This is a genomic window from Phaeobacter sp. LSS9 (assembly GCF_003443595.1).
In the GTDB taxonomy this organism is placed as follows: domain Bacteria; phylum Pseudomonadota; class Alphaproteobacteria; order Rhodobacterales; family Rhodobacteraceae; genus Phaeobacter; species Phaeobacter piscinae.
Genome location: NZ_CP031956.1, coordinates 1985026 through 2008944 on the forward strand (window position 1 = coordinate 1985026; position 23919 = coordinate 2008944).

Genomic DNA, 23919 nt, shown 5'->3' on the forward strand with positions numbered 1-23919 from the left:
CGACGCTGTCAGGCAATTCGCATTTAAGGCCCCGGCATCTTGGATGTCGGGGCTTTTTCTATCATAGGAGACGGACCCTATTCGACACACCGCAGCATCTCTGGAGATCCGACATGACCATTTGGCGCCCCGCCCAAACCATTCGCGTGAAAACCATTGGTCTGCCTTGGCGCAAAGGCCATCTTCTCGCGGCGGAGGTCCCCGATGACAGCGGTCGAACCAAAGGTGTCCGCCCTCTGGGGGGCACGGTTGAATTTGGCGAAACCTGGCAACAGGCGCTACAACGGGAGTTTCAGGAGGAGCTCGGTGTGGAGATCACCATCATCGGCGCGCCGGTGGTACTGGAAAACATCTATCAGCACGAAGGTCAGACCGGTCATGAGATCATCTTCGCCGCACAGGTTACTTGGCCAGAGACACCGCATCTGGCAGGCGATACAATTGAGTTTTTCGAAGACAACGGTCTGAAATGTATCGCCAGATGGTTTCATCCCGACGCGCTGGAGGTTGGCGGGACTGAGCTGTTTCCAACCGGATTAAAAGCGCATCTGCAAGATCTGGGATCCCCGACCCGCGCATAAGGCACGCCCCCCCTCACCTTTCCCGAAATACTCCCGCCGGAGGCGCGCCGCGCCAGCGGCGCCAGGCCCAACCGGGTCAGATCATGTCAATGATCGCCACCCCGGGCGGGAGCATCGCGCGGGGTGGCGATCACTCACCCAATTTGGCGTGCACCTCATCCAGGTCGATCTCACCCACCGGCATCTTGTTGGCGGGGTTTTCGAAGTCATATTTGAACACTTCAAAATCCCGCTTATAGATTTCATAAATCAGATGCATCGAGAGGTCGTCGAAATAGTCTTCGACCGGATGGGCGCGTTTGGGGCCGTGGCCTTCGCTTTCATTGAAACGGGGGATCTGGGTCAGATCCACCTGATGCGGCGTCTCGATCGCGTCCAGCACATCCTGCATGCCCTCGTTGAAGGCTTCGGTCCAGATCACCTTGTCGTACCGACCACCGTTGCAGATGAAGGTCGAGACATGTCCCGATGTGGCCGACCAGTGGATGTCCGGCTCCATCGGGCGGCGAAACTTCACCGTGTCTCGGACAAACAGCAGGAAACGGCGGAAGCTCTTGATCTGATCAAACGGCTCTTTGCCGTCATCGCCGCCCACGTCAATCCCGTAGTCGTAGGTGAGCCGCGGCACCAGATTGCCCCGGTAACGTTTGCCATTGCGCTGAATGCCGCAAATCTTGTCAAAGAAGGAACTCAGTACGCGGGTGTAAGGGTTGCGCACGCAGGTAAATGCGTAGGATTTCTGCGCCTGAACGTTGCTGGTGATCAACGGCTGGCTGTCAGGCAGCGCCCATTTGTGCAGACCGCTCTTGGCATCGTGAATATCACCGTCAAAGAACTGCCCGTGGTCGGAGTAATACATGATCTGGCCGATGGTGGAGCAGGCACATTTGGGCACCACGCGATAGACCACGCTTTCGCTCTCCGTCATCCAGGTGCCTGGAAATCCCATCTGTCTCTCCCCGTCCCCATGCGCCGCAATTGGCGCCACGTACGACTCTAGTCGTTAAAAGCGAAATAATGCGGTTTATTCAGTGAGAATTCGTCAGTATCAAGGAAACAATCAATCAAAATACGACACCGGGGCGCTGTCATGGCAAAAATCGCATATGTTCTGCTGTGCCATAAGGACCCAGAGGCGATTATTCAGCAGGCAGAGCGACTAACCGCAGCCGGTGATTATATGGCGATCCACTTCGATGGGCGCTCTCCGGCCAGCGATTATCAGCAGATCCGCACCGCCCTGAAGGACAATCCCAACATCTGCTTTGCCCGCAAGCGGGTCAAATGCGGCTGGGGGGAATGGTCGCTGGTTCAGGCAACGCTCTATGCGCTGGAAAGCGCGGTCGCCACCTTCAGGCGGGCGACACATTTCTACATGGTGTCGGGCGATTGCATGGCGATCAAGACCGCGGAATATGCCCATCAGCTGCTGGACAGCCGGGATTGTGACTATATCGAGAGTTTTGATTTCTTTGAAAGCAACTGGATCAAGACCGGAATGAAGGAAGACCGGCTGATCTATCGCCATGTCTTCAACGAACGCAAAAACAAGCGCCTCTTCGATCTGAGCCACAGCCTGCAGAAGCGCATGGGCCTGACCCGCGCCCTGCCTGAGGACATGCAGATCCAGATCGGCAGCCAATGGTGGTGCCTGCGTCGCCGCACCGTCGAGTGGATCCTGTCCTTCCTGAGTGAGCGGCGCGATGTGCTGCGGTTTTTCCGCACCACCTGGATCCCGGATGAGACATTCTTTCAGACCCTGGTGCGTCATCTGATCCCCACGAAGGAGATCGAAAGCCGCACACTGACATTGCTGATGTTCTCGGACTACGGGATGCCGGTGCAGTTCTACAATGATCACTACGACATGCTGATGGGGCAGGATTTCCTCTTTGCCCGCAAGATCAGCCCCGAAGCGCAAGAGCTGAAATCCCGTCTTGGCGCGCTGTATGCCGAACAGGGTGTTGAATTTCAGATCTCCAATGAGGGGCGCAATCTTTATGGGTTTCTAACCAAACGCGGGCGCAACGGGCTGCGCTTTGCTCCCCGGTTCTGGGAAACCGAAAGTACGCTGGGGCGCAATCGCGAACTGCTGATCATCAGCTGCAAGAAATGGCATGTCGCCAAGCGCCTGATTGAGCGGCTGCGCGAGGTCAGCAACGTCCCGGCGCTGGCCTATCTCTTTGACGAGGAAGGCACCGACATGCCCGATCTTGGCGGCATCGAGGCGACGCTCTGGAAGCGCACGCGCCACCGTCGCGCACTGGTGCGGATGTTGTTTGATTACTATGAAACCGACCGCCTGGTGATCTGCCTGGATCCATCAGCGTTGGAGCTGATGCAGGATTTCTGTGCGGATCGGGCCATCACGCGCATACTGCAGATCGAATGCAGTCTCAGCGACGACTACTTAACCGGCCATGCCGAGCGCATCGGGCTGGCCGGCCAACAGACTGCCACCGCCGCGCTGGAACGGTTGCTGCCGACCATTCGCAACGATATCCAGCATGAATCCGACCGTATCCGCGATGTTGGGTTTGACCACCACAGCCTGATCCGCGAAAGCGACAGTGATGAGCAGATCGCCGAACAGCTGATGCCGTTTCTGGCGTTGGATCATGAGGCCGCCCTGACACTCGCGCGGACCGAACATCTCTTCTCTGACTAGGGCAACCCTACCATCAGGCCGCCCCGGTCTGGTGTTATGGTCCGCGCGCGGTTGGTTACTTCTGTTTCCAGCTGTCCAGCCAGCGCCGGACCCGGCCACGCCGCTCCGAGAGCGCATCACCCGCAGCGTAAAGACTGTCTTCGACATTCTCGACCATCGGGTCGATGCGGGCGCGACGGAAGCGGCGCCAGCGCACATAAAGCGCCCAGATCACCGCCGCCAACATGGTCAGGAAGATGATGTTGAACCAATTCACCTGGCTATACTCCGGCCCGTCAACCGGCTTCACCGCAACCGCATTCGGGAAGATCGACAGAAATTCATTGCGCCAGCCATAGTGGCGCAGCAGCACCCATTGCGGATCAGCCTTGGTGGAGGCGAGATCGGTCAGCTCGGCCTGCAGGTTGGAGCTGTCCAGCTTGAAATAGGGCGGCCAGCCCCAGCCGGTGTCCTCGTTCCGGTAGACGATGGGACGGCCGGTGGGCAGGAACGCCTCCACGAAGCGGACATCGCGATTGACGCTGGTCGCGCTCTCCTGTGCCGTGTCCTGCTGCGCCCAGAAAATCGAGTTTTCGCCGAAATCCACCCGGCGCACCTCAGTCTTGACCACGCGCACCACATCATTCTGCGGCAGCGTGTAATGCAGAAAGGCCCCTGCCAGCAGCCAGATGGTGAGAATGAACACCCATTTGATATAACGCATCTCAGCGACCTCACATGAAATTCATGACATAGACCAGAAGCGCAATGGCCCCCAGCGGCACGACATAGACCAACAGGATCAATCTGCGCCGCAGTGACCTGTCATATTGGTGCAACCCGCGCTGGATGAAGGCGGAACGGTCTCCGGTCAACCCCTTCTCGGCCCAACGACGTTTCAGCTTGGCGCGCCGCACCTCGCGCGAGTAGAGCGAGACAATGCCGTAGATCACAGTCAGCACCACCAGCAAAATCGCCATCAGGCGGATAAAGGCAAACATCAGCGGCGCCCCCTGTTGCCAGATCTGCTGCTGACAGCGCCCCAGGGGCCGACCCGTTCAACCAGACTGTCTGTTCGGCGCTGCTTCGGTCGATCCTGCGCGCCCGTGCTGCGCCCGCTCATATCCGGCTCATGGCCAAATAGCGCCGCCCGCGCGCCTGCCTTGTCCATCGCGTATTCGCGCGCAAGGAAGGCGACGACGTGGTCCTTCTTCGCCTCCGGCCAGCTGCGATACTGCTGATAAAACGCTTCCTTGTGGCAGATGAACAGCTGGCGGAAATCCAGCGGCGTCAGCTCTGCCAGCAGCATATTGACCAGATCCCGGTTCGGCGTGTTGGTGGCCCGCAGGCAGTAGAAATAGGCCGGGTGATCCGATTTGATCCGGGGCCATTTGCCACCGCTTTCAGCCCAGCGAACCATCGCCGCCATGCCTTCGAACTCCGCCGGCAGCTCGCTTGCGTGACGTGCTGCCATGCGCCGCAGATCACTGCGGGACAGGCCCGAGAGGTCCATCCCCTTGTCCGCCAGCACGCTGATGGCCAGAAACCCCATCTTCTGACGCAGGATGGCCGCGCCATCGACGCCGCGCGCGCGGATGATCGGCTCCACCAGCCCGTTCAGTTCCAGAAACTTCGCAACCGCATTGTCCTGCGTTAGGTCAAACACCCGGTCCAGCGGCACGCCTTCGGGTTTTTCCCCACTGGCGATCAGGGCCGGGTGCTCGACATCCTGAAACACATAAAGCCCGCCAAAATGCGCGGTCCAGAAATTCTGTTGCTCAAACACCTCGTGCTTCAACCGCACCGGGTTGCGGGTAACATCGCCGGTTTTTTCCGCCGTCGCGATCATCTCAGCGATCAGCGCGTCGTCAAACCAGCCGTCTTCCTCACTCTTGAACCGATCTACCAGTTCAGCCAGCTGATCAGCCTGCCGCAGCGTGCCCTTGGTGGTGTCCGCCTCGACCCTGACCTGCCGAATGTCAAAAAGCTGCGCGGGCGTTGCGACCTCAAACACCGAATTGACCAATTCACCCGCCACCGCATCGGTCGCGGTCAGCGCAAACAGCTGGCTTTCATTTGCGGCAATGAACCGGCGCAGGATGTCCCGGCTGGTGGAGAATTTCACATTCAGAAGCGGGCAGCGCTTCTGTTCGGTGCTCAAGAGAATGAACTGCCGGTTCACACCCGCATGGTTCAGATAGTGGTCATCCCCCAGCTCATCGCCCACTTCGGGGGAGTAGCCGGAGATATCAACGTGAAAATCCGTGAGGCGCGTGGTCTTGCCCGTCAGATGCTTCAGCGCGCGGTTATACCGCTCCACCAATGCGGGCGAGGCCACATGGAAGAGATTGCCGAACATCAGACCATGCTGGATGAGGCGTTTCAATTCATCTCCTCCAGTTTTTTGTAATCACTCAGCTCAACTTTGAGCCTGTCCCACTCTAACTTGAGATATCGGTTGACCAAGTTCGTAAGTACAAACGCTGTGTCTTCTTTCTTTTTAGCGTCACGCTCATTGATCAACTGCATGAGTGTATCAAAAATTTTGTTCGGCGCTTCCTCCCTTGGATTCATGCGAAGCAATACCCTTTGGATTCGAGTATTTACGTCAGAGTAATCGACCTTGTCGGCTTCGTGATGTGGCACTGCAGCTAGTATGGCAGCAAAGTCCTCACGCAAATTGTCGATCCAGTTTTGGCGAAAATCAGCTAGTTTCATACGCCTTGAGAGTTCGAGCTGTAGTCTTCTTTCCTTGGCTGCTCGATCTTCCGCAGCCTCCCGAGCTTTTGTAGATCGTGCTTCCACGGACCGATTTACAGCCACCGTAATTCCCGCCGTTAGAAGGGGGATAGCAACTACGGTCACTAGCTCCTTGTGAGAAACGATCCACTGGTTCCATTCAATGAGGAAATCAAAGCTCACCCCTTCCCCTCCAGATACCGCCGCTTGGCCTCTTCCTGCCGTCCGAAATCGCGCACCATATTCTCAATCGCCACCTCATCCGACTTGTCGGCATAGCGGAACTCGCTGTCGGCGTAGCGGTTGATCTCCTGCACCACCATGTCGACCGTGATCGGCACCCGCAGCTCCGCAATCATCGCGGATTTGGTCTCGTAATCCTTGAACAGGAACAGTTCCGGGTTCTCCATCCAGTCATCCGGCAGCTCGAAATCCATCGCGCGCACCTTCACCGCATCGGTGATGTTCTTGATGGCCCGCCCGGTGAAGCGTTCATCTGCCTGCTGGATCGCCTTCAGATAGGTGCCCAGCTTGGCAAGGCTGTCCAGTTCGCCGATCTGGTCATGGACGCGGCCAAAGACCTCTGCCAGCCCCGGCTCCTGCGGGCGGTTGTGCGCCTCGAACGAGCGCGCGACGGCCTGTTTGATCTCCTGCGCGCCGTATAGGTCATGATCGCCCAGCGGGATCTCATGGTTTTTGCCCATCAGAAGCGTCAGGATATCGATGTAATCCTCCCGCGTCTGCGGCCCGTCCACCAGGAATCGCGCCCCCGCCCGCTGGCGCAGCGCGTCGTCGACGTTCTCCGGGTAGTTGGAGAACATGCCAAAGGTGCAGTTGCCACGCACCACGGTGTTGGCGCCGGCAAAGGCCTCCATGAAGACCGCCGTCACCTCCTGCTGGCCGGCGCTGGACTGGCGGTCGCCACGCTTGCCCGCGATCTGGTCGATGTCGTCAATGGTGCCAAAACCGATCACGCCCGGATCAATCACATTCTGGATGAAGGATTTGGCGTTCTGACCGGATTTGCCCTGATAGCTGTCGATATTGTCGATGCCGAAATTCTGGTAGCGGAAGGCATAGCCTGCATTCTGGCAATAATCATGGATGAGGCCCGCCATCATCTGAATGAGCGTTGTCTTACCCGTCCCCGGCTTGCCGTCGCCCATGAAGGTAAAGATAAAGCCGCCCATCTCGGCAAAGGGGTTCAGTCGGCGATCGAAATCATAGGCCATCAGCATCTTGGAGAGCCGCAGGGCCTGATACTTGGCGATATGGTTGCCGACCACCTCATGCGGTTTTTTGAAGGCCATGGTGAGGGTTGTGGACTTCGCCTTGGTGGCGGGTTCAAAGCCGCTGATGGTCAGATCATCCGCCTCCACCCGCCAAGCGGCAGCGGTGAACCCATCCAGACGTGGCGCGGTCTGCGCCCGCAGGGCCGCCTTCTCCATCAGCTGCTCGGCATAACCCGCCGTAGCCGCAATCAGATGCGCATCGTCGGTGCCATGCTGCGCCAGCTTCTGGTCCAGCTCCCACAGCGCCCCGTGCAGGGCGAGCGGCGCATTGTCTGTGAGCAGCTCCTCCGCCTCGCCCACCTCGGCCTGCGCCTCAGACCCATGCGGTGCCAGCAGATAGGCGACGGCATTGGCAAACACATGCGCCGCAATCAGCGCCTCCGCCGCCAGCAGCTCTGTAAACTCCCCCTTGCGCGCGCCGTCCAGCGAGCCTGCCAGATTGGCCCGTTTCAGATCGGCGAGGCCAGAGACATCCGCATAAGCCTCCCCCATCGCCAGCGAGACCGCCAGCGCTCGGCGCAAGGCATGCTGCAAGGTCGCCTGCAGGGGCGAGGTCAGCGGGTCATCGTCATCCGCCGCCTCAATCCGGGCGATCAGATGCACCCCTTCGGGCCGCGCCGTGGACCGCGTCACCAGCCCCGGCGTGGTCGAGCGGAAGCGCCGCGTACGGGCAATCCCGGGCGAACGCTCAGGCGCTTTTGCCTCCACAGCGGGCTTGGCAATGCGCGGGGTGTGGTCAAACCCCTCCAGCATTGCCGCAGCTGCCACGTAGTGCTTGCGAATATCATCTTCCCGCAGTTCCATCTGATTGCCTGAAATGCTCATCTCACCCTCTCAATTCGTCTCATCGCCGGCAAAAAAATCCGGCCCGCCCATCTTCTGGCTAAAAATATCGCCGTCCCGCTGCCCGGCAGGCGGCTTTGCCGCCGAGAGGGGAGGCTCCCCCGGCTTCAACAAACGCAGGCGCTCAATACCGCAGCACCTGCCCGGCCTCACTCACCACGAATTTCTGCACATCAGCGAACCCCGGCGGGTCCAGCTCTGCCAGCACCTGAAACGGGCGCTGCGGCAGGATAATGGCGCGCTGGGTCCGGGTCGCTCCGGTATCCGCACCACGCCCGCCAAAGGGATCAAGCGCGAATATCTCCCGCTCCACGGTGCCGAACCAGCCGGAACGCTCCTCGCGCACATCTTCGCTTTCCAGCTCTTCCAGCGTCCAGGCCAGCGCCCAGTCCTGGCCCGCTGGTGCCTCTGCCTGCTCCAGCACCTGGTGCAGCGGGCCGGATTGTTCGGTATAGGCGGAGGAATACATCGGCCCCACATGGAAGCGGCGCAGATGTTTAGGGTGGAGATCGTCGAAATCCTCGTCAAACCCTTTGGCAATCGTGACCAGCTTCAGCCCTGCCAGCGCCTGCGCCATCAGATGCGCCTGCACCTCCGGCCAGCGGCGTTCGTCCTTCGGCAGCGCCACCTTGCCGCTGTCTTCCAGCTCCATCAGGTAGATCACCGGCAGGTTCACCTGGCTGTCATAGGCGGCCCAATGCAGCAGGAAGCGCCGGCGGCGCTCGCCAAGGTTTTCCAGCCATTCGCATTCCGGATCATTCTGGGTCCAGAACAGCTGCCCCTTCAGCAGTTCCTGATAATAGAGCCGCTGCGACAGCGCGAATTGCAGCTTGGAAGGCGCCGTGCGGTCCGAAATGATGGTGCGCACCATGTCGTTCTTGAGCGTCTCAACGCTCGCCATATTGGCCAGATGCCGCTCCGCCTGCTGGGCATCATTGGCCATGGTCATCAGCTCTGCCGCGACCGGAAAGCCGCTGTCGCGCTTGTCCATCGCCAGACTGCCGAAAAACCTGCCCGTATCGCGCCCCGCCATCAGGTATTTCATAGACAGCGCACGGAAGGTGAAGTTCAGCCGCATGAGGTAAGCAGTCAGAACCCTCACATCGGACTTGCTGAGCCGCCCCTCCGCCTGCATCGCTGCCGCCACCCGGGTCAGGTGCCGGATGATGGTGTCGAACTTCTTGAAATACCGGCGCGAGGCGAAGGTATCGCTGAGGCCGGCGTGATCGTGCGAGGGATCGGTCATACCGCTCCCCCTTCCGGACGTGCCGCTTGCGGCGCGGACAGCGCCCGGCCGCCCCCGTCAAACCGAAGGTTTGCCTCCGGCAAAACGGCGGGCGCTACGCCCCCACCCGCGGTCGGGCTCGATCCTCTGTTGCAAGTTTCAGCTTTCACCACCAGCCTCCGTTCTTCATTTGCCGTCTGGCGCTCTAAACCAGGTGTAAACTGCCCAAAGAAGCGCCAGTGCTCCTACAATCATACTGGGCGTTCCCAGCAAATAGGCTCCGTAGAACGCAACTCGAGCGGCAAAGGTTCCAAACTTACCTTGGGCAAAGAGAAAACCAGAAAGGAAAGCTGCAACGACGGGCCAAAGAAGCAGGCCAATCCCTAGCCAGAATGCTCTTCTAGCGGCAGTCGGCAATGTTATCCACCATACAGGTTCTTGTCGTGCTTCTCGACAATCGCCGCAAACCGGCGGGCAAAGCGTTCATCGGCCTTGGCCTTCTTCTCCAGCACGTCGCGGGCGAACACCATGTTGTCCTCATGCGCTTCCAGCATGTCGGCCATCTTCTGGTTGGTTGCAGTGCCGATCGCTGCCATCGCGGTCTGGGCTTCCTTGTCGGTCTGCACGCCGATCTCGTTGATCCGGTGCGCCACATCCTGCTGCTGCGCGGTCTTCAGCGATTTGGTCAGCGCGTCATACAGCACCACCCGCTGCGCCGTGTCCGTCTGCAGCTTGTTGATCAGCACCATCTGCGTTGCCGCCTGGTTCTGCAAACTATCGACCCAGGTCTTACCCTTCTCGATATAGCGCTCCAGCGTCTGGGATTTCGCAAGCTTCACCTGCTCCTCCTGCACCAAGGCGTTGTATTTCGCATTGATATCCGCCAGTTCGGTCTCCAGCTTGGTGCGCGCGGCGGCGTCCTGCTCGACTGAAATCTTGTTCTCCAGCTCAATGATCTGCGGATCCAGGGCCACGATCTCGGCGCGGACGGCTTCCAGCTCTTGCACGGTGAATTCGCGGTCGTCCAATGTGGCCGACAGGTTCACCTGCACCTTTTCACGCTGATCTTCCAGCGTCGCCAGCTGGCCCTCCAGGAGTTTTACGATCACGTCAGACTTGGCAATCAGGTCCTGCAGCTTGTCGTCGATACTGGCCGTGCGCATCCGTTCCTGGCGCATCGAATCCGATTTGCCACGGCTAAAAAAGCCAACAAAGCTCTCCCAGCCGGTTTTCGACCGCATCTCGTCGAAATCCTTTGAGAACGCCGTGGTCACATCATCCAGACCCATGATCAGCTCAGCGATATTGGCGTTCATCACCTCGGTATGGGCGTGCACGTCATCCAGCGTTGCGTTCTCAATGTCGATGCTGGCGTCTTCTCCGGCCGAAATCTTGGCTCGCGCAGTTTCGATCCGCGAGGTCAGCGCCGTGATCTTCTGCTGCGACTCGCTCACCTTGGCTTGTGAGGCCCGCACCATCTCGTCAAATTGTGATTGGCTCATAAAGTGCCCTTTCTGCAATGTCTTATGTATCATATGGGGAATGTGAACATGATTTACATCCCCTATGTAAAGAAAACCCGCTCTTGCTGCAGCCATAACGCAGCACCGCACAGATCCGTTGCCAGCAGTTTTGCAGAGCCGATCCGCAAAGGGAAGACCGACCGGCGGCCCGATCAGTCACAGTCCACAGATATTGACACGCGGGACGCTGTCGCGCCTCAGACGGGTTTGATTTTGGACAGCACCAGAAAGGTCATCAGACCGAAGGGCGGCAAGGGCTGGTGATGCTCCACCGAGAGATGATCCGCGCCCAGCACGGTGTCGATCTCAAAATCCGAGTGCCAGCCAAGCACATTGGCAAACGGCGCAGAAACCCGTTCGAGGAACGCCAGCACGCCCTGTTCGCGCAGGAAATGATTGGTGATCACCACTTTGCCACCTGGCTTGAGCACGCGGGCAATTTCACCCATCACCTGTTCCGGGTCCGGTACAACGGACAGCACATGCATGGCTGAAACAGTGTCGAAGGTGGCATCGGGGAAATCCAGTGCACGGGCATCCATCTGGCGGAGGGTTTCAACGTGGTCTAGATCGTGTTCCTCCACCCGTTTCATCGCCTTTTTCAGCATATCCTCGCTGAAGTCGATGCCGGTGACCTTTAGGTGGGATTTGTAGAGAGGCAAGGACAGTCCGGTGCCGACACCCACCTCCAACACCCGACCGCTGCGATGTTCGTTGACGTAGCCGACAGCACGGCGACGGCCCACATTGGTGATTGCCCCAAATGTTTTGTCATAGACAGGGGCCCAACGGGCATACGACGATTCAACAGCCTTGATATCCAATTATCCACCCTTACTCGTTTATGCGCCGGTCTCCGGCGTTTTCTTTTTAACCAATCCCCAGGCCACCATCGCAGCATAGCCAAGGCACAGGATCACCAATGTAATCCATGCGTAAATCAGGACGGCTGCCCCCGCAAAGGCAAAACCGACCAGAAAATACTTCACGTTTTCGCGCGAAATTTTGACTGCCTTCAGCGACCAGGTCGGCACATGGCTGATCATAAGCAATCCGATGACACCCATATGAAGGCAGATCAAAATATCCGGAATAACCGGCGCATCGGCGAAGGCAAAAGAGATGAACATCGGCAGCATCGCCAGAAGCGCGCCGGCCGGGGATGGGACCCCTTCAAAATAAACGCTTTTTGCGGTGACTTTCTGCTCGGACTTGGTCGAGACGTTAAACCGCGCCAGCCGCACCACGCAGCAAACCGAGAACACCAGCACCGCCAGCCAGCCCAGACCACGCATGTCCTGAAGAGCCCAGTAGTAGATCACCAGTGGCGAGGCGACGCCGAAGTTGAGAAAATCTGCCAGTGAGTCGAGTTCCGCACCCATCTTGCTGTCGCTGCGCAGGATCCGCGCCAGACGCCCGTCAAACCCATCCAGAATCGCCGCCGCCAGGATCAGCTGCACCGCCAGGGTATAATTGCCCTGCACCCCAAAACGGATCGCAGATAGCCCGGCACAGATGGCCGCAATGGTCATCATGTTCGGCAACAGCTGGATCAGCGCGTATTCGGATTTTCGCTTTTCCGGTGGGTGGTGCATAGCGGTGGTGTTTCCTTGTGTACGGCAGGGAGCCACCACACTCCCAGCGCCCCGAAGCGGGGCACAATCGCAGGATCAGGTGTCGCCTTTGCGCACATATGCCTTAACCAAGGCGCTGGTGCAATCTTTGCGACCCGCGGCAGGACGCTGGTACCGATATGGCGGCCTGAGCACCACCTCTCAGTAAGAATGCGAAAGCACCGTGCAATGCACGGTGCCACGCCCAACTGGGATTGCCTTCCCCAAGGGAGGCGAAGACCAGGCGGGAGCCCCCGCCTGCCAATTATCACAGTGCCTAGGAGCGCCCTTAGCCGACGACGTTAAACTCCGGCCCATAGGGGTATTTGGTGATGTTCTCATTATCATCGTCATGGATGATCAGAATGTCATGCTCGCGGTAACCGCCTGCACCGGGCTGACCATCCGCGATGGTCAACATCGGCTCCATGGAGATCACCATCCCCGGCTCCAGCACCGTGTCGATGTCCTCGCGCAGCTCCAGACCGGCCTCGCGACCATAGTAGTGGGACAGCACACCAAAGGAGTGGCCATAGCCGAAGGTGCGGTATTGCAGCAGATCCTGCTCTTCAAAGAAGGCGTTGATCTGATGGGTGATTTCCGCGCAGCTCGCGCCTGGTTTCAGCAGCGAGATACCCAGCTCATGGGCTGCCACATTGGCCTCCCAGATGCGCAGGGACTCGGCATCCACTTCTTTCACGAACATGGTGCGTTCCAGCGCGGTGTAGTAGCCGGAGGTCATCGGAAAGGTATTCAGCGACAGGATATCGCCACGTTCCAGTCTGCGGGCGGTCACTGGATTATGGGCGCCATCGGTGTTGATGCCGGACTGGAACCAGACCCAGCTGTCGCGGTACTCCGCATCCGGGAAGCGTTTGGCGATTTCCAACTCCATCGCATCGCGCCCGGCCATCGCCACGTCGATCTCCCGCGCGCCTTCCTTGACCGCATCCCGAATCGCGAAGCCCCCGACGTCAGCCACCGCAGCCCCGGCGCGGATCATGTCCAGTTCTGCGGCGGATTTGCCCATGCGCTGGCGCATCGTCGGTTCATAGAGGTCAACCAGCTGAGATGGCGCCAGGAAATGTTCCAGTTTTGCCTTCTGCAGCAGGGTCAGGTGATCGCTCTCATAGCCGACAACCGCACCATCGCCCGAAACCGATTTGATCGCACGCCAGAAGTTGTCGCGCTGCCAGTCGGTATAGGTGATGTTGTCGCAGAACGACCGGCGCCAGGGCTGGCCTGCGTCAATGCCGGCTGAAATTGTCACAGCCTCGGATGCGGTCACCACCATGCCATAGGGGCGGCCGAAGGCGCAGTAGGTGAACCCCGAATAGTAGGAGATATTGTGCATCGAGGTGAAGACAGCGGCGGTTACGCCGGTCTCTGCCATGATTTTGCGCAGACCTGCGATCCGCGCCTCATATTCGGAGACAGCAAATTGCAGCGGCGCCTTTTCACCATTGTGAAAACGATACATTTCAGGACGTGCAGTCATAGTCGACCCTTCCATCTTACAAGAAAGGTCCCGGCGTTCAGGACAATGTTGTGAGTGAGGGCAGCATGGATCCATGCGGCGACGCCATCGCCTGGCCCTTGGCGCAAAGGATGCGGCAGAGCTGCGATGCTGGCAAGTCTGATTCCCCGCGATAGGGTCGAAAAACGACAAACGCCGCAGGTTTCTACGGCGTTTGTCGTTTTTTCTGAAGGGTCGGATTACTTGACCAATACCGCAACCAGATCGCTTTCGGGATCAGCCAAGGGTTCGATTACGTTGAAATGATGTTTGCCGAACGCAATGACGTGATCGGCTCCCCAAGCTTCGGTCAGCCAGACCGCCTGATCCAAAAAGGCCGGGCGCTCGTCACCGCCCACCCAGACTGTGACCTCCGCCGGGTAGCGATGTTCCATGTCAATTGGGCTTTCTGCGGCAGCGCCTGCTGCGTCCAGTTTGAACTTTCCGTTCATGGAGGTGCGCAGCAGTGGCCGCAGATCCGCGAGCGGCGAGATTGGCACTACCGCCGTAATTCGTTCACCCACTTCCTTCGGCAAAAGATCCCGGTCTAACATGCGCGCGACCAGATGCCCGCCTGCAGAATGGCCCGCCAGCGCAATCGGTCCCTCTACCTCAGCCGCGATAGCGGTGACAGCCGCAGCGATCTGCTGGGTGATATCAGAAATCCTTACCTCCGGGCAAAGATCATAGGAGGGCATGGCGACCGCATAGCCATGCGCCAACGCCCCCACCGCCAGATGCGACCAGCTGGATTTATCAAACGCCATCCAATAGCCGCCATGCACGAAGATCATTAGCCCCTTGGCAGCCCCTTCGGGAAGAAACAGATCATAGCGGTGCCGGGGACCGTCGCCGTAGGGCACATCCAGACGGGACCGGTCGCGCGTCGCGTTGCGAAAATCTTCGGCCGAGGCTGCCCAGCGCGGCGGGTAGCTGTCAGCGTTTTCGATATAGGCGCCATTTGAATACGCGTCGTCGAGCTCCATGCCCAATCTCCCTGTTCTTCTTGTTGCCGCTACCTGACAGTCTGGCACAGAACATGTCAAATGACCCGCTCCCTGCTGAGTAGTGATGTCGTGGAGACCGCGCCCCTGAATTTGATCAAATTCTGGACTCACCTATCTTTCTGGACATATCAAGTCACAGCTGATTTGCATTTCGCAAATGACATACGGGAGGCCCGCAATGCTCGACGCAACCACTGATCTGAAATCACTGCTCACCGATCCCAGCCTGCTGGAACCGCGTGCCTATATTGGCGGCGGTTTTGTCGATGGCCAGGATGGCACGTTCGAGGTGAAAAACCCGGCGCGTGGCGATGTGATTGCCAATGTGGCGGACGTCAGCCGCTCGCAGGTGGCAGGCGCCATCGTGCAGGCTGACGTTGCTCAGAAGGATTGGGCCAAATGGACCGGCAAAGAGCGCGCCAACGTTCTGCGCAAATGGTTTGATCTGATGATGGAGAATCAGGAAGACCTGGCCGTCATTCTGACCGCCGAAATGGGCAAACCCCTGTCCGAGTCGCGCGGCGAGATCGCTTATGGCGCGTCCTTCATTGAGTTCTTTGCCGAAGAAGCCAAACGTATCTATGGCGAGACCATTCCCGGTCATCAGCGCGACAAGCGCATCACGGTGCTGAAGCAGCCCATCGGGGTGGCCGCCTCCATCACGCCGTGGAATTTTCCCAATGCGATGATCACCCGCAAGGCCGGTCCGGCATTGGCTGCGGGCTGTGCTTTCGTCGCGCGGCCTGCCGAATTGACACCGCTGTCTGCGACTGCATTGGCCGTACTGGCAGAGCGCGCGGGCATTCCGGCAGGCGTGTTCAACGTCGTCACCTCCTCCAATGCCTCGGAAACAGGCAAGGAGTTCTGCGAGAACAACGCTGTGCGCAAGCTGACCTTCACCGGCTCTACTGAAGTTGGCCGCATCCTGATGCGGCAGGCGGCCGATACCGTGATGAAGTGCTCGATGGAGTTGGGCGGCAACGCGCCCTTCATCGTGTTTGATGATGCTGATCTGGATGCCGCCGTCGAAGGCGCGATCATGTGCAAGTTCCGCAACAACGGCCAGACCTGTGTCTGTGCCAATCGGATCTATGTACAGGCAGGCGTTTACGATGCCTTTGCTGCGAAGTTAAAGGACGCCGTGTCCAAAATGACCGTGGGCGACGGTCTGGCTGAGGGCACCCAGTTTGGCCCACTGATCAACGAGAAAGCCGTCGAGAAAGTGCAGGCGCATATCGCCGATGCAAAGGAAAAAGGCGCTGAAGTGATTCTGGGCGGCAATCCCTCTGAACTGGGCGGCACCTTCTTTGAACCGACCATTCTTACGGGCGCGACGCAGGACATGGTTTTCTCTCAAGACGAGACCTTTGGCCCCATGGCCCCTCTCTTCAAGTTTGAGACCGAAGATGACGTGATCGACATGGCCAATGATACGATCTTTGGCCTGGCCTCCTACTTCTACGCCAAGGATCTGAGCCGGGTCTACAAGGTGGCCGAAGCACTGGAATATGGGATCGTCGGCGTCAACACCGGCATCATCTCGACAGAGGTGGCCCCATTTGGTGGCGTCAAACAGTCGGGCCTTGGCCGCGAAGGCAGCCATCACGGCATCGAAGACTATCTGGAGATGAAATACATCTGCATGTCGGTCTGATCCGCCCCAGAAGGCCTCGGCTGACCGCAGCCGGGGCCGATCATCGTCAAAACGACATCGAACCGTCACAGTCCTTTTACGCGGGCACGGCAGGAGGTTGGGCAATCAACTGTCCAATTTTCGGAGTAGCCGATGTTTCCGCGTCTCATGTGCCTGACCTCTGCGCTGGCCCTTACCGCCGGTTTTGCCCAGGCAGAAAAATCCTTTAACCGCATCGCCGCCTTCCCGGTGGTCCAGAACATGGCCGCCGGAGAAGATACATCACGCGAAACCTCGCCAGAAATCATCGACGTCACAGCCAATGGCATGACATTGGTCTACACCGACAGTCCGTTGGAGGCTCTGGGGCTGATTGATATCACCGATCCGGCCATCCCAGCGCCCAAGGGCAATATCGCACTGCCGGGCGAACCCACATCGGTCGCAGCCATTGGCAGCACCGCCTATGTCGGCATCAATACCTCCGAAAGTTACACACAGCCCTCGGGCCTGATGAAATCTATCGACACGGAAACCGGCGCTGAAACGGGCTCCTGTGATCTGGGTGGCCAGCCGGACTCTGTCGCGAAATCCAAGGACGGCGCCTTTCTCGCTGTGGCGATTGAAAACGAGCGGGACGAAGACTTGAACGATGGCATGCTGCCACAGATGCCTGCGGGCAATCTGGTGCTGGTGAACGCCACCAAGGAGGGCCTTGATTGCGCGTCGATGAAAGTCGTCAGCCTCACGGGTCTTGCAGATATCGCAGGCGAGGATCCGGAGCCTGAATATGTCGCGATCAACGGGCTTGGGGAAACCGTCGTCACGTTACAGGAAAACAACCACCTCGTGATCGTCTCGAAGAACGGCGAGATCCTGAACCATTTCTCTGCCGGTTCTGTGGACCTTGACGGTATCGACGCCACGGACGAACGCGGCGCGCTGATCTTCAACGAAAGCCAGACAGGGCGCTTGCGCGAACCCGATGCCGTCACTTGGATTGACGACACGCACTTCGCCACCGCAAACGAAGGCGACTATCAGGGAGGATCGCGGGGTTGGACGATCTTCAACAAGGACGGCACCATCGTTTACGACAGCGGCACCTCCTTTGAACATGCCATCGTGCAGATCGGACACTACCCGGACAAGCGCTCCGATGCCAAAGGGGTTGAACCCGAAAGCGTGACCTTCGCCGAATTCGACGGCACGCCCTATGTGTTTGTCGGGGCGGAACGCGCCTCCGTGGTGGGGGTCTATGATGTTACGGATCCTGCCAATCCGGTTCTCACCCAGCTGCTGCCGTCTGGGGTTGGGCCAGAAGGCTACGCCGTCATCCCCGAACGCAATCTGCTGGTCTCAGCCAATGAGAAGGATCTGATCGAAGACAAGGGCCCCCGCGCCCATGTCATGACGTATGAATTGCAAGACGGCGCACCGACCTATCCGCATCTGACCTCTGCCGGAGCAGATGAGCTGATCGGCTGGGGCGCGCTCTCTGGCATAGTGGCGGATGCTGACGGTATGATCTATGCGGTCAACGACAGCTTCTATGGCTTCCAGCCGTCGATCTTCAAAATTGATCCCAGTCAGACGCCTGCCCGTATCGTCGACGTGATCCGCATCCACCGGCAGGACGGCAACCCGGCCCAGAAACTGGATCTGGAAGGCATTACGCTGGACGGCAAAGGTGGCTTTTATGTTGCCTCAGAAGGGCGCACTGATCGGGTGACCCCACATGCCATCTATCACGTCTCCAAAGATGGGCTCATCAAAGCCAAGAGTGGAGAAATCGGGTTGCCTGCCGAGTTGATGGCCGTTGAAAAACGCTTTGGGTTTGAAGGGATCACCAAGGTTGGCAACACGCTCTGGATGGCGGTTCAGCGGGAATGGAAAGATGACCCCAAAAACCACGTCAAACTGGTAGCCTACAACCTTGAGACCAAGGAATGGGGCGCGGTCCACTATCCCAAGGCAGAACCGAACACCGGTTGGGTTGGCCTGTCGGAGATCGTGGCCCATGGCGACTATGTCTACGTGATTGAACGCGACAACCAGCATGATTTCCGCGCTGTCACCAAGAAGGTCTATCGCATTCCGCTGGCCGAGATGGCACCGGCCCCGTTGGGTGGTGATCTGCCGGTGGTCAGCAAAGAACTGGTGCGTGATCTGCTGCCGGATCTGACCGCGACCGGCGGCTATGTTCTGGATAAGGTCGAAGGGCTGGCCATCACTGCCGAGGGCGAAGGGTTCATCGTGACCGACAATGATGGCGTCGATGATGCCTCCGGCGAGACGATGTTCTTTTCCATCGGTCAGATGAACACGCCGACCGTCAACTGACCTCATTCACTCCGCGTGTCCGACATACCAAAACAGCCCCCCGATAGCATCGGGGGGCTGCTGCGTTCAAAGCTGTCAGATCAGGAAGATCAGGGCAGCATCAGTTGACGGTCTTAGCGTCCAGTTCAGGCGCCTTGCCGGTTGCGATTTCGATCCGGCGCGGTTTCAGTGCCTCTGGCACCTCGCGCTGCAGATCGATGTGCAGCATACCGTCGGAGTGGCTGGCACCGGTGACGCGCACATGGTCGGCCAGGGTAAACCGGCGTTCAAACGCGCGGGTGGCGATGCCACGGTGCAGGTAGGTGCGGTCGCCGTCGTCTTCGGACTTCTTCGCCGAAACGACCAGCGCGTTTTCCTTCACCTCGACACCCAGATCAGCCTCGGAAAAGCCCGCAACGGCAATCGAGATACGATAGGCATCTACAGCGGTTTTTTCGATATTGTAAGGGGGATAGCTCGGCTGCGCGACGTCAGAACTCAGGGCGCGATCCATAAGGTCGGCAATCTGGTCAAAGCCAATGGTGGCCCGGTGCAGCGGTGCAAAATCAAAACTACGCATGTGTCATCCTCATTCGTGAGCGATTTCTACGTGCCCTCCCATCAGGGACAGGCGTTTGGAGTGTCGGACCCCGATCATCGGCGATCCGAACAGAACTGAGATAAGGGCTGAATTTGTCGGTTCAAGAGGTGGCTTATCCGCCGGGGCGGACAAATTTCGCACCGCCCGCCGACGTGCCACTGCCCACGCGGATACGCTTAATTCGCCGATCCGGTGCCGCCACTGGATTGCGGCGCAGCTGTGCTTTCAGCTCGGCCACCCTTTGCGGCAGTTTCATGCCAAAGGCCACCTGCTTCCCACCGTACGCGCCACCGCCGGAAATCAACGCCAGAATACGCCCGCGTCCCCCCACCTGCGAGAACACTGGCGCACCGGAGGAGCCGAAGGTGACGTTGCAGTCGATCATCAAGACATCCGCGCGTTCGGCCATCAGATTGCAATGGCGCTGGCGTGACAAGGGCTCGGCACGGCCCATCCCGTAGGACGTCACCGATATATCGCTTCCATAGTCCCGGCCGGAATGCAGCACGAAGGCATTCGCCAAACCACTGGTCACTGGGGCCGCCAGACGGATCAATGCGACATCGTGGCGGATGTTCTCAAGATCAAGCCGCCCGCCCGGTCGAAACCCGGGATGCGCTGCAATCTGCAGTGCCCGGCGCTCGGCAATTGCCACCCCGTCACGCAGGCCCGCGCGAAAAGTGATCTGGTCAGCCGGGCGCGGGGTATGGCCCTGACCATAGACACAATGCGCCGCAGTCAACACCAGATCCGGGGCAATCAGCGTTCCGGTGCAAAACCCCTGCCCGTTCAGCTCCAACCGCCCGACTGCCTCCCACCCAAGAAGGTCATCGCGGTCGGTTAGACGACGTAACCCGGCCTCCTGTGCCGCTGCCACAGTCGCATAGAACGCCGTCACTACAGTCAGGACAAGCGCGCAGAGTCTCATTGGCTGATGAACTTTGCGCCGGAATTGCTCCGACGTTCACCCACTTTCACGCGACCAACTCCGGGGGGCATTTGGCCGCCGATCCGACTGCCGGTAAGCTGCGCACGCAACAGCGCCAGTTCCTCTGCCAGAGCCGAGCCAAGAGCGACCTGCTGACCGGAAACCTCCGCCTTGGCAGAGACCACCGACACGATCTTGGGGCGCCCTGCGTCAAAGGAAAACACCGGCGCACCGGACGAGCCATAGTCCACGTCGCAGGACATCACCAACACGCCCTCCTGCCGGGCCATCACCGCACAGACATCCTGCAGCGACGGCGCCTCAGAGCGGTCATGCGCATAAGACACCACACCAATCCGCGCGCCCTTCTGTGGGCGCTGATCGGTTTCAAATGGCATCACGGTGGTGTTGCGGATGGGCCGCTGCAACTGCAGCAGCGCGATATCGTTGCGCACCCGGTCTGTCGAGACTTTGCCATCGTAGATATAGCTGGGGTGGATGACCGCCTGGCGGATGCTGCGATAGGCCGAGGCGCGCCCGTTGCGCCATCCCGCAAGAAATTCGATGGTCTGCGGTGCGATCCGGGTCCGACTGTCGCGGTCATAAAGACAATGCGCCGCTGTCAGCACCAGATCAGGCGCAATCAATGCGCCGGTACAGAAACCTTCGCCATTGACGTCAAGCCGTCCGACCGCCTGCCACTCACGCCCCGCCTCAGTGGTTTCCAGCCGTTGCAGGCGGCTGTCGTCAGCGCTTGCTCCCGTCGGCGCGGCGACACAGACCAGCCCGATGGAGACCAGCGCTGCCGCCAGTGGCAGCATCCGCTGCCGGATCGGTTTCTTTACGCTCATAACCCTGCCAGCCCCATGTCCCAATTGCTCCCGTTTCAGGGTATGCTTTGCTTGGGGCGAAATTACGGCAGCAGGATCCGGAATGCACCCGGCCTGTGGGTGGTCGGCAGCGACATCTTGCCGACCTGCATCATCTAAGGATCGGGATCTCTCCCGCGCGGGGATCAGCGCCGGGTCCACCCGCCACCAACGCCCGTGGTTTCGGACCTCCGGTGGCCCAATCCAGTAATTCCACCGTGTGCAGGATCGGGATGTCCGTGGCGGAGCCGATCTGCATCATGCAGCCAATATTGCCCGCTGCGATCAGGTCAGGTTGCCTGGCTTCCAATGTCGTCACCTTACGGGCCTTCAACTCAGCCGAAATTTCCGGCTGCAGCAAATTGTAAGTCCCGGCCGAACCGCAGCAGAGGTGACTGTCGGCAGGTTCCACCACCGTGAAGCCTGCGCGCTTCAGGAGCGTTTTCGGGTGGGTCTTGATCTGCTGGCCGTGCTGCAAGGAACAGGCCGCGTGATAGGCCACCGTTGTTTCCTTATCCTCCCCTTCCGGCAGGTCCAGCTGCATCAACAGCTCGGAGATATCCATTGCGATGGCAGAGACGCGCGCCGCATCCTCTGCCAACGCATCATTGCGGAACATATGGCCATAGTCCTTGACTGTGGTGCCGCAGCCCGAGGTGTTGATGACGATCGCATCCAGGCCCTGCCCGTCGATTTCGTCTGTCCAGGCGCGGATGTTCTTCGCGGCGGTGGCGTGGCTTTCCGCCTCGCGCCCCATGTGATGGGTCAGCGCTCCGCAGCAGCCCGCCCCCGCGGCCACCACCACCTCACATCCCAGCCGAGTCAGCAGGCGAATGGTGGCGTCATTGATATCGGTATTGAGCGCCTTCTGCGCACAACCCGTCATCAGGGCAACGCGTTTCCTGCGTGGTGCCTTCGCGGCAAAGCTTTGGGGATCGTCGTTGCGGCTGACCGGTGGGATATGCCGCGGCACCATATCCAGCATGGCGCGCAGACGAGCATCCGGCATGAGCCCTTTGAAAGGCTGTGCCAGCTTGGCCCCGATCAGGGCGAGACGGAACCGCCCCGGATACGGAAGGATCCGCGCCAGCAGCCAACGCAAGGCACGGTCACTCCATGGCCGGTCATAGTGTTTGTCGATGTAGGCGCGCGCATGATCCACAAGATGCATGTAATGCACCCCCGACGGGCATGTGGTCATGCAGGCCAGACAGCTGAGGCAACGGTCAATATGCTTGACGGTCTTGGCATCCGGAACCCGCTCGTTTTCCAGCATATCCTTGATCAGGTAGATCCGACCGCGCGGGCTGTCCAGCTCATCGCCCAGCACCTGATATGTCGGGCAGGTCGCAGTGCAGAAGCCGCAATGCACACACGACCTGAGGATTTCGTTGGCACGCTGGGTGCCCGGGTCGCGCAGCTGTTCTTCGCTGAATGTCGTCTGCATCGTCTACCCCATCAGTCCCGGATTAAGAATGCCGCGCGGGTCAAACTGGCGCCGCAGCCCCTCAGATATCGCAGCGAGTGGCCCCGGTTGTGACTGGAACTGGCCCAGCTCAGCCCGTGTCTGCGTGCTGGCGCGCACCAAGGTCGCATGACCCGGCACAGTCAGCCGGGATCGCAGATCGCTCCCTGCCGGAACCAACGCCCAGATCAGCCCTCCGCCCCAGTCGAACAGCAAGCCCTCCGCCTGCAACGCAGGCGCCAGCGCAATCGCATCCGACGGTTTGACCGAAATTCGCCAGACGTCGCCGGGCCGGTCATGAAACGCCGCGACATCGCGGATCCCCTTCCACAGCGCATCCCCGGCGCCAGGGGCGAGGCTCACCTCTCCAAATCGACCCAGCGCCTCTTTCAAGGCCTCTGCGCGATAAGTGACGGAGGCCTCAAACCCCTCGACCCGAATATGAACCGCGGCCAAAGCCGGATCATACGCCGCGCCAGTCACATCATAGGGCGAACCGAGTGCCGTCGACATCGCAGCAACCGCCAACCCCAGATCCGCCACATGCACCGTCACCGTCGCGCAGGCCTCCGAACACGGCAGCACCTTCAGCGATACCTCGCTCAACACCCCCAGGGTGCCATGAGAGCCGGCCATCAGCTTCACCAGGTCGTAACCGGTCACGTTCTTCATCACCCGGCCGCCATTGCTCAGCACCGCGCCGCGCCCATCGACAAAACGCACCCCCAGCAGGAAATCCCGCGCCGCGCCGCATTGAATACGCCGGGGGCCGGAGACATTGGCAGCAAACACCCCGCCCATGGTTGGCGTTCCTGTGGTTCCAAGCAGCCCGCGATGATCCATCGGCTCAAAGGCCAGACGCTGATTTTCCCCCGCCAGCAGCGCCTGCACCTCCTCCACCGATGTGCCCGCCTGCACAACCAGTGTCAGGGCGCCGGGCTCATAAAGTGTGACGCCATTGACACCCGCCACACTGAGCGTCTCACCGCCCATCGACAGACCACGGGTGCCTCCGCCGCTGACAGCCAGAGGCGCTGTTGCCCCTGCGATGATCTCGGCCAGCTCGGCCTCGCTCTGAGGTGTCATTCTTTCACCTTTCCAAAATACTCTGGGGG

At 59.5% G+C, this 23919-nt stretch carries 21 protein-coding genes; 4 read left to right on the forward strand and 17 right to left on the reverse strand.

Features of this window, described 5'->3' with window-relative positions:
- Positions 1–113 precede the first annotated feature (113 nt).
- On the forward strand, positions 114–581 hold the full coding sequence (locus tag D1820_RS09440) for an NUDIX hydrolase (protein ID WP_118068757.1): 468 nt from the start codon (positions 114–116) through the stop codon (positions 579–581).
- 130 nt (positions 582–711) lie between these two features.
- Here D1820_RS09440 and D1820_RS09445 read toward each other — a convergent pair whose 3' ends face one another.
- Complete coding sequence (locus tag D1820_RS09445) at positions 712–1530, reverse strand: sulfotransferase family protein (RefSeq protein ID WP_118068759.1); 819 nt, start codon at positions 1528–1530, stop codon at positions 712–714.
- A gap of 141 nt (positions 1531–1671) precedes the next feature.
- On the opposite strand from D1820_RS09445, the gene D1820_RS09450 reads away from it, so the two are divergent.
- Positions 1672–3249, forward strand: coding sequence for a DUF5928 domain-containing protein (locus tag D1820_RS09450; RefSeq protein WP_118068761.1), 1578 nt, complete (start codon positions 1672–1674; stop codon positions 3247–3249).
- A 55-nt stretch (positions 3250–3304) separates the two neighbouring features.
- Here D1820_RS09450 and D1820_RS09455 read toward each other — a convergent pair whose 3' ends face one another.
- From D1820_RS09455 to D1820_RS09505, 11 genes are all read right to left on the reverse strand, one after another.
- Positions 3305–3952: a DUF1523 family protein gene (locus D1820_RS09455; protein ID WP_118068763.1), complete on the reverse strand. Its 648-nt coding sequence runs from the start codon at positions 3950–3952 to the stop codon at positions 3305–3307.
- Positions 3953–3962: 10 nt separating this feature from the next.
- The gene (locus D1820_RS09460; protein ID WP_024095981.1) at positions 3963–4229 is read right to left on the reverse strand and encodes a hypothetical protein; all 267 of its coding nucleotides are present in this window, start codon (positions 4227–4229) and stop codon (positions 3963–3965) included.
- Entirely contained in the window at positions 4229–5614 is a 1386-nt protein-coding gene (locus tag D1820_RS09465; protein WP_118068765.1) for a DUF6638 family protein, read from the reverse strand. Before D1820_RS09465 ends, D1820_RS09460 begins: the two co-directional genes overlap by 1 nt.
- Positions 5611–6150, reverse strand: coding sequence for a hypothetical protein (locus D1820_RS09470; protein ID WP_118068767.1), 540 nt, complete (start codon positions 6148–6150; stop codon positions 5611–5613). Before D1820_RS09470 ends, D1820_RS09465 begins: the two co-directional genes overlap by 4 nt.
- On the reverse strand, positions 6147–8084 hold the full coding sequence (locus tag D1820_RS09475; protein WP_118068768.1) for an ATP-binding protein: 1938 nt from the start codon (positions 8082–8084) through the stop codon (positions 6147–6149). Before D1820_RS09475 ends, D1820_RS09470 begins: the two co-directional genes overlap by 4 nt.
- Positions 8085–8226: 142 nt before the next feature.
- Positions 8227–9348: a hypothetical protein gene (locus tag D1820_RS09480; RefSeq protein ID WP_118068770.1), complete on the reverse strand. Its 1122-nt coding sequence runs from the start codon at positions 9346–9348 to the stop codon at positions 8227–8229.
- A gap of 398 nt (positions 9349–9746) precedes the next feature.
- Entirely contained in the window at positions 9747–10829 is a 1083-nt protein-coding gene (locus tag D1820_RS09485) for a hypothetical protein (RefSeq protein WP_118068772.1), read from the reverse strand.
- 218 nt (positions 10830–11047) lie between these two features.
- Positions 11048–11674: a class I SAM-dependent methyltransferase gene (locus D1820_RS09490; protein ID WP_040174489.1), complete on the reverse strand. Its 627-nt coding sequence runs from the start codon at positions 11672–11674 to the stop codon at positions 11048–11050.
- A gap of 18 nt (positions 11675–11692) precedes the next feature.
- The gene (locus D1820_RS09495) at positions 11693–12445 is read right to left on the reverse strand and encodes a phosphatidylcholine/phosphatidylserine synthase (protein ID WP_040174492.1); all 753 of its coding nucleotides are present in this window, start codon (positions 12443–12445) and stop codon (positions 11693–11695) included.
- A gap of 307 nt (positions 12446–12752) precedes the next feature.
- The gene (locus tag D1820_RS09500) at positions 12753–13961 is read right to left on the reverse strand and encodes an aminopeptidase P family protein (RefSeq protein ID WP_118068773.1); all 1209 of its coding nucleotides are present in this window, start codon (positions 13959–13961) and stop codon (positions 12753–12755) included.
- Positions 13962–14179: 218 nt separating this feature from the next.
- Positions 14180–14965: an alpha/beta hydrolase gene (locus D1820_RS09505; protein WP_118068775.1), complete on the reverse strand. Its 786-nt coding sequence runs from the start codon at positions 14963–14965 to the stop codon at positions 14180–14182.
- Positions 14966–15164: 199 nt separating this feature from the next.
- Between D1820_RS09505 and D1820_RS09510 the strand changes: the two genes are divergently transcribed.
- Positions 15165–16640, forward strand: coding sequence for an NAD-dependent succinate-semialdehyde dehydrogenase (locus tag D1820_RS09510; protein WP_118068777.1), 1476 nt, complete (start codon positions 15165–15167; stop codon positions 16638–16640).
- Between the two features lie 132 nt (positions 16641–16772).
- Positions 16773–18962 (forward strand): esterase-like activity of phytase family protein, encoded by a 2190-nt coding sequence (locus tag D1820_RS09515; RefSeq protein ID WP_118068778.1) that lies wholly within the window; start codon positions 16773–16775, stop codon positions 18960–18962.
- Positions 18963–19062: 100 nt separating this feature from the next.
- Here the strand turns inward: D1820_RS09515 and D1820_RS09520 are convergent, their stop codons facing one another.
- The 5 genes from D1820_RS09520 to D1820_RS09540 form a co-directional block, all read right to left on the reverse strand.
- Entirely contained in the window at positions 19063–19521 is a 459-nt protein-coding gene (locus D1820_RS09520) for an Hsp20 family protein (protein ID WP_118068779.1), read from the reverse strand.
- A 133-nt stretch (positions 19522–19654) separates the two neighbouring features.
- A complete protein-coding gene (locus D1820_RS09525) occupies positions 19655–20470 on the reverse strand; it encodes a serine protease (protein WP_118068781.1) in 816 nt (271 codons plus the stop codon).
- Entirely contained in the window at positions 20467–21321 is an 855-nt protein-coding gene (locus tag D1820_RS09530) for a serine protease (protein WP_014881124.1), read from the reverse strand. Before D1820_RS09530 ends, D1820_RS09525 begins: the two co-directional genes overlap by 4 nt.
- A 130-nt stretch (positions 21322–21451) precedes the next feature.
- Entirely contained in the window at positions 21452–22786 is a 1335-nt protein-coding gene (gene glcF / locus D1820_RS09535) for a glycolate oxidase subunit GlcF (protein WP_118068783.1), read from the reverse strand.
- 3 nt (positions 22787–22789) lie between these two features.
- Positions 22790–23890 carry an FAD-binding protein gene (locus D1820_RS09540; protein ID WP_118068784.1) on the reverse strand — a complete coding sequence of 367 codons (1101 nt, stop codon included), beginning with the start codon at positions 23888–23890 and terminating at the stop codon, positions 22790–22792.
- Positions 23891–23919 lie beyond the last annotated feature (29 nt).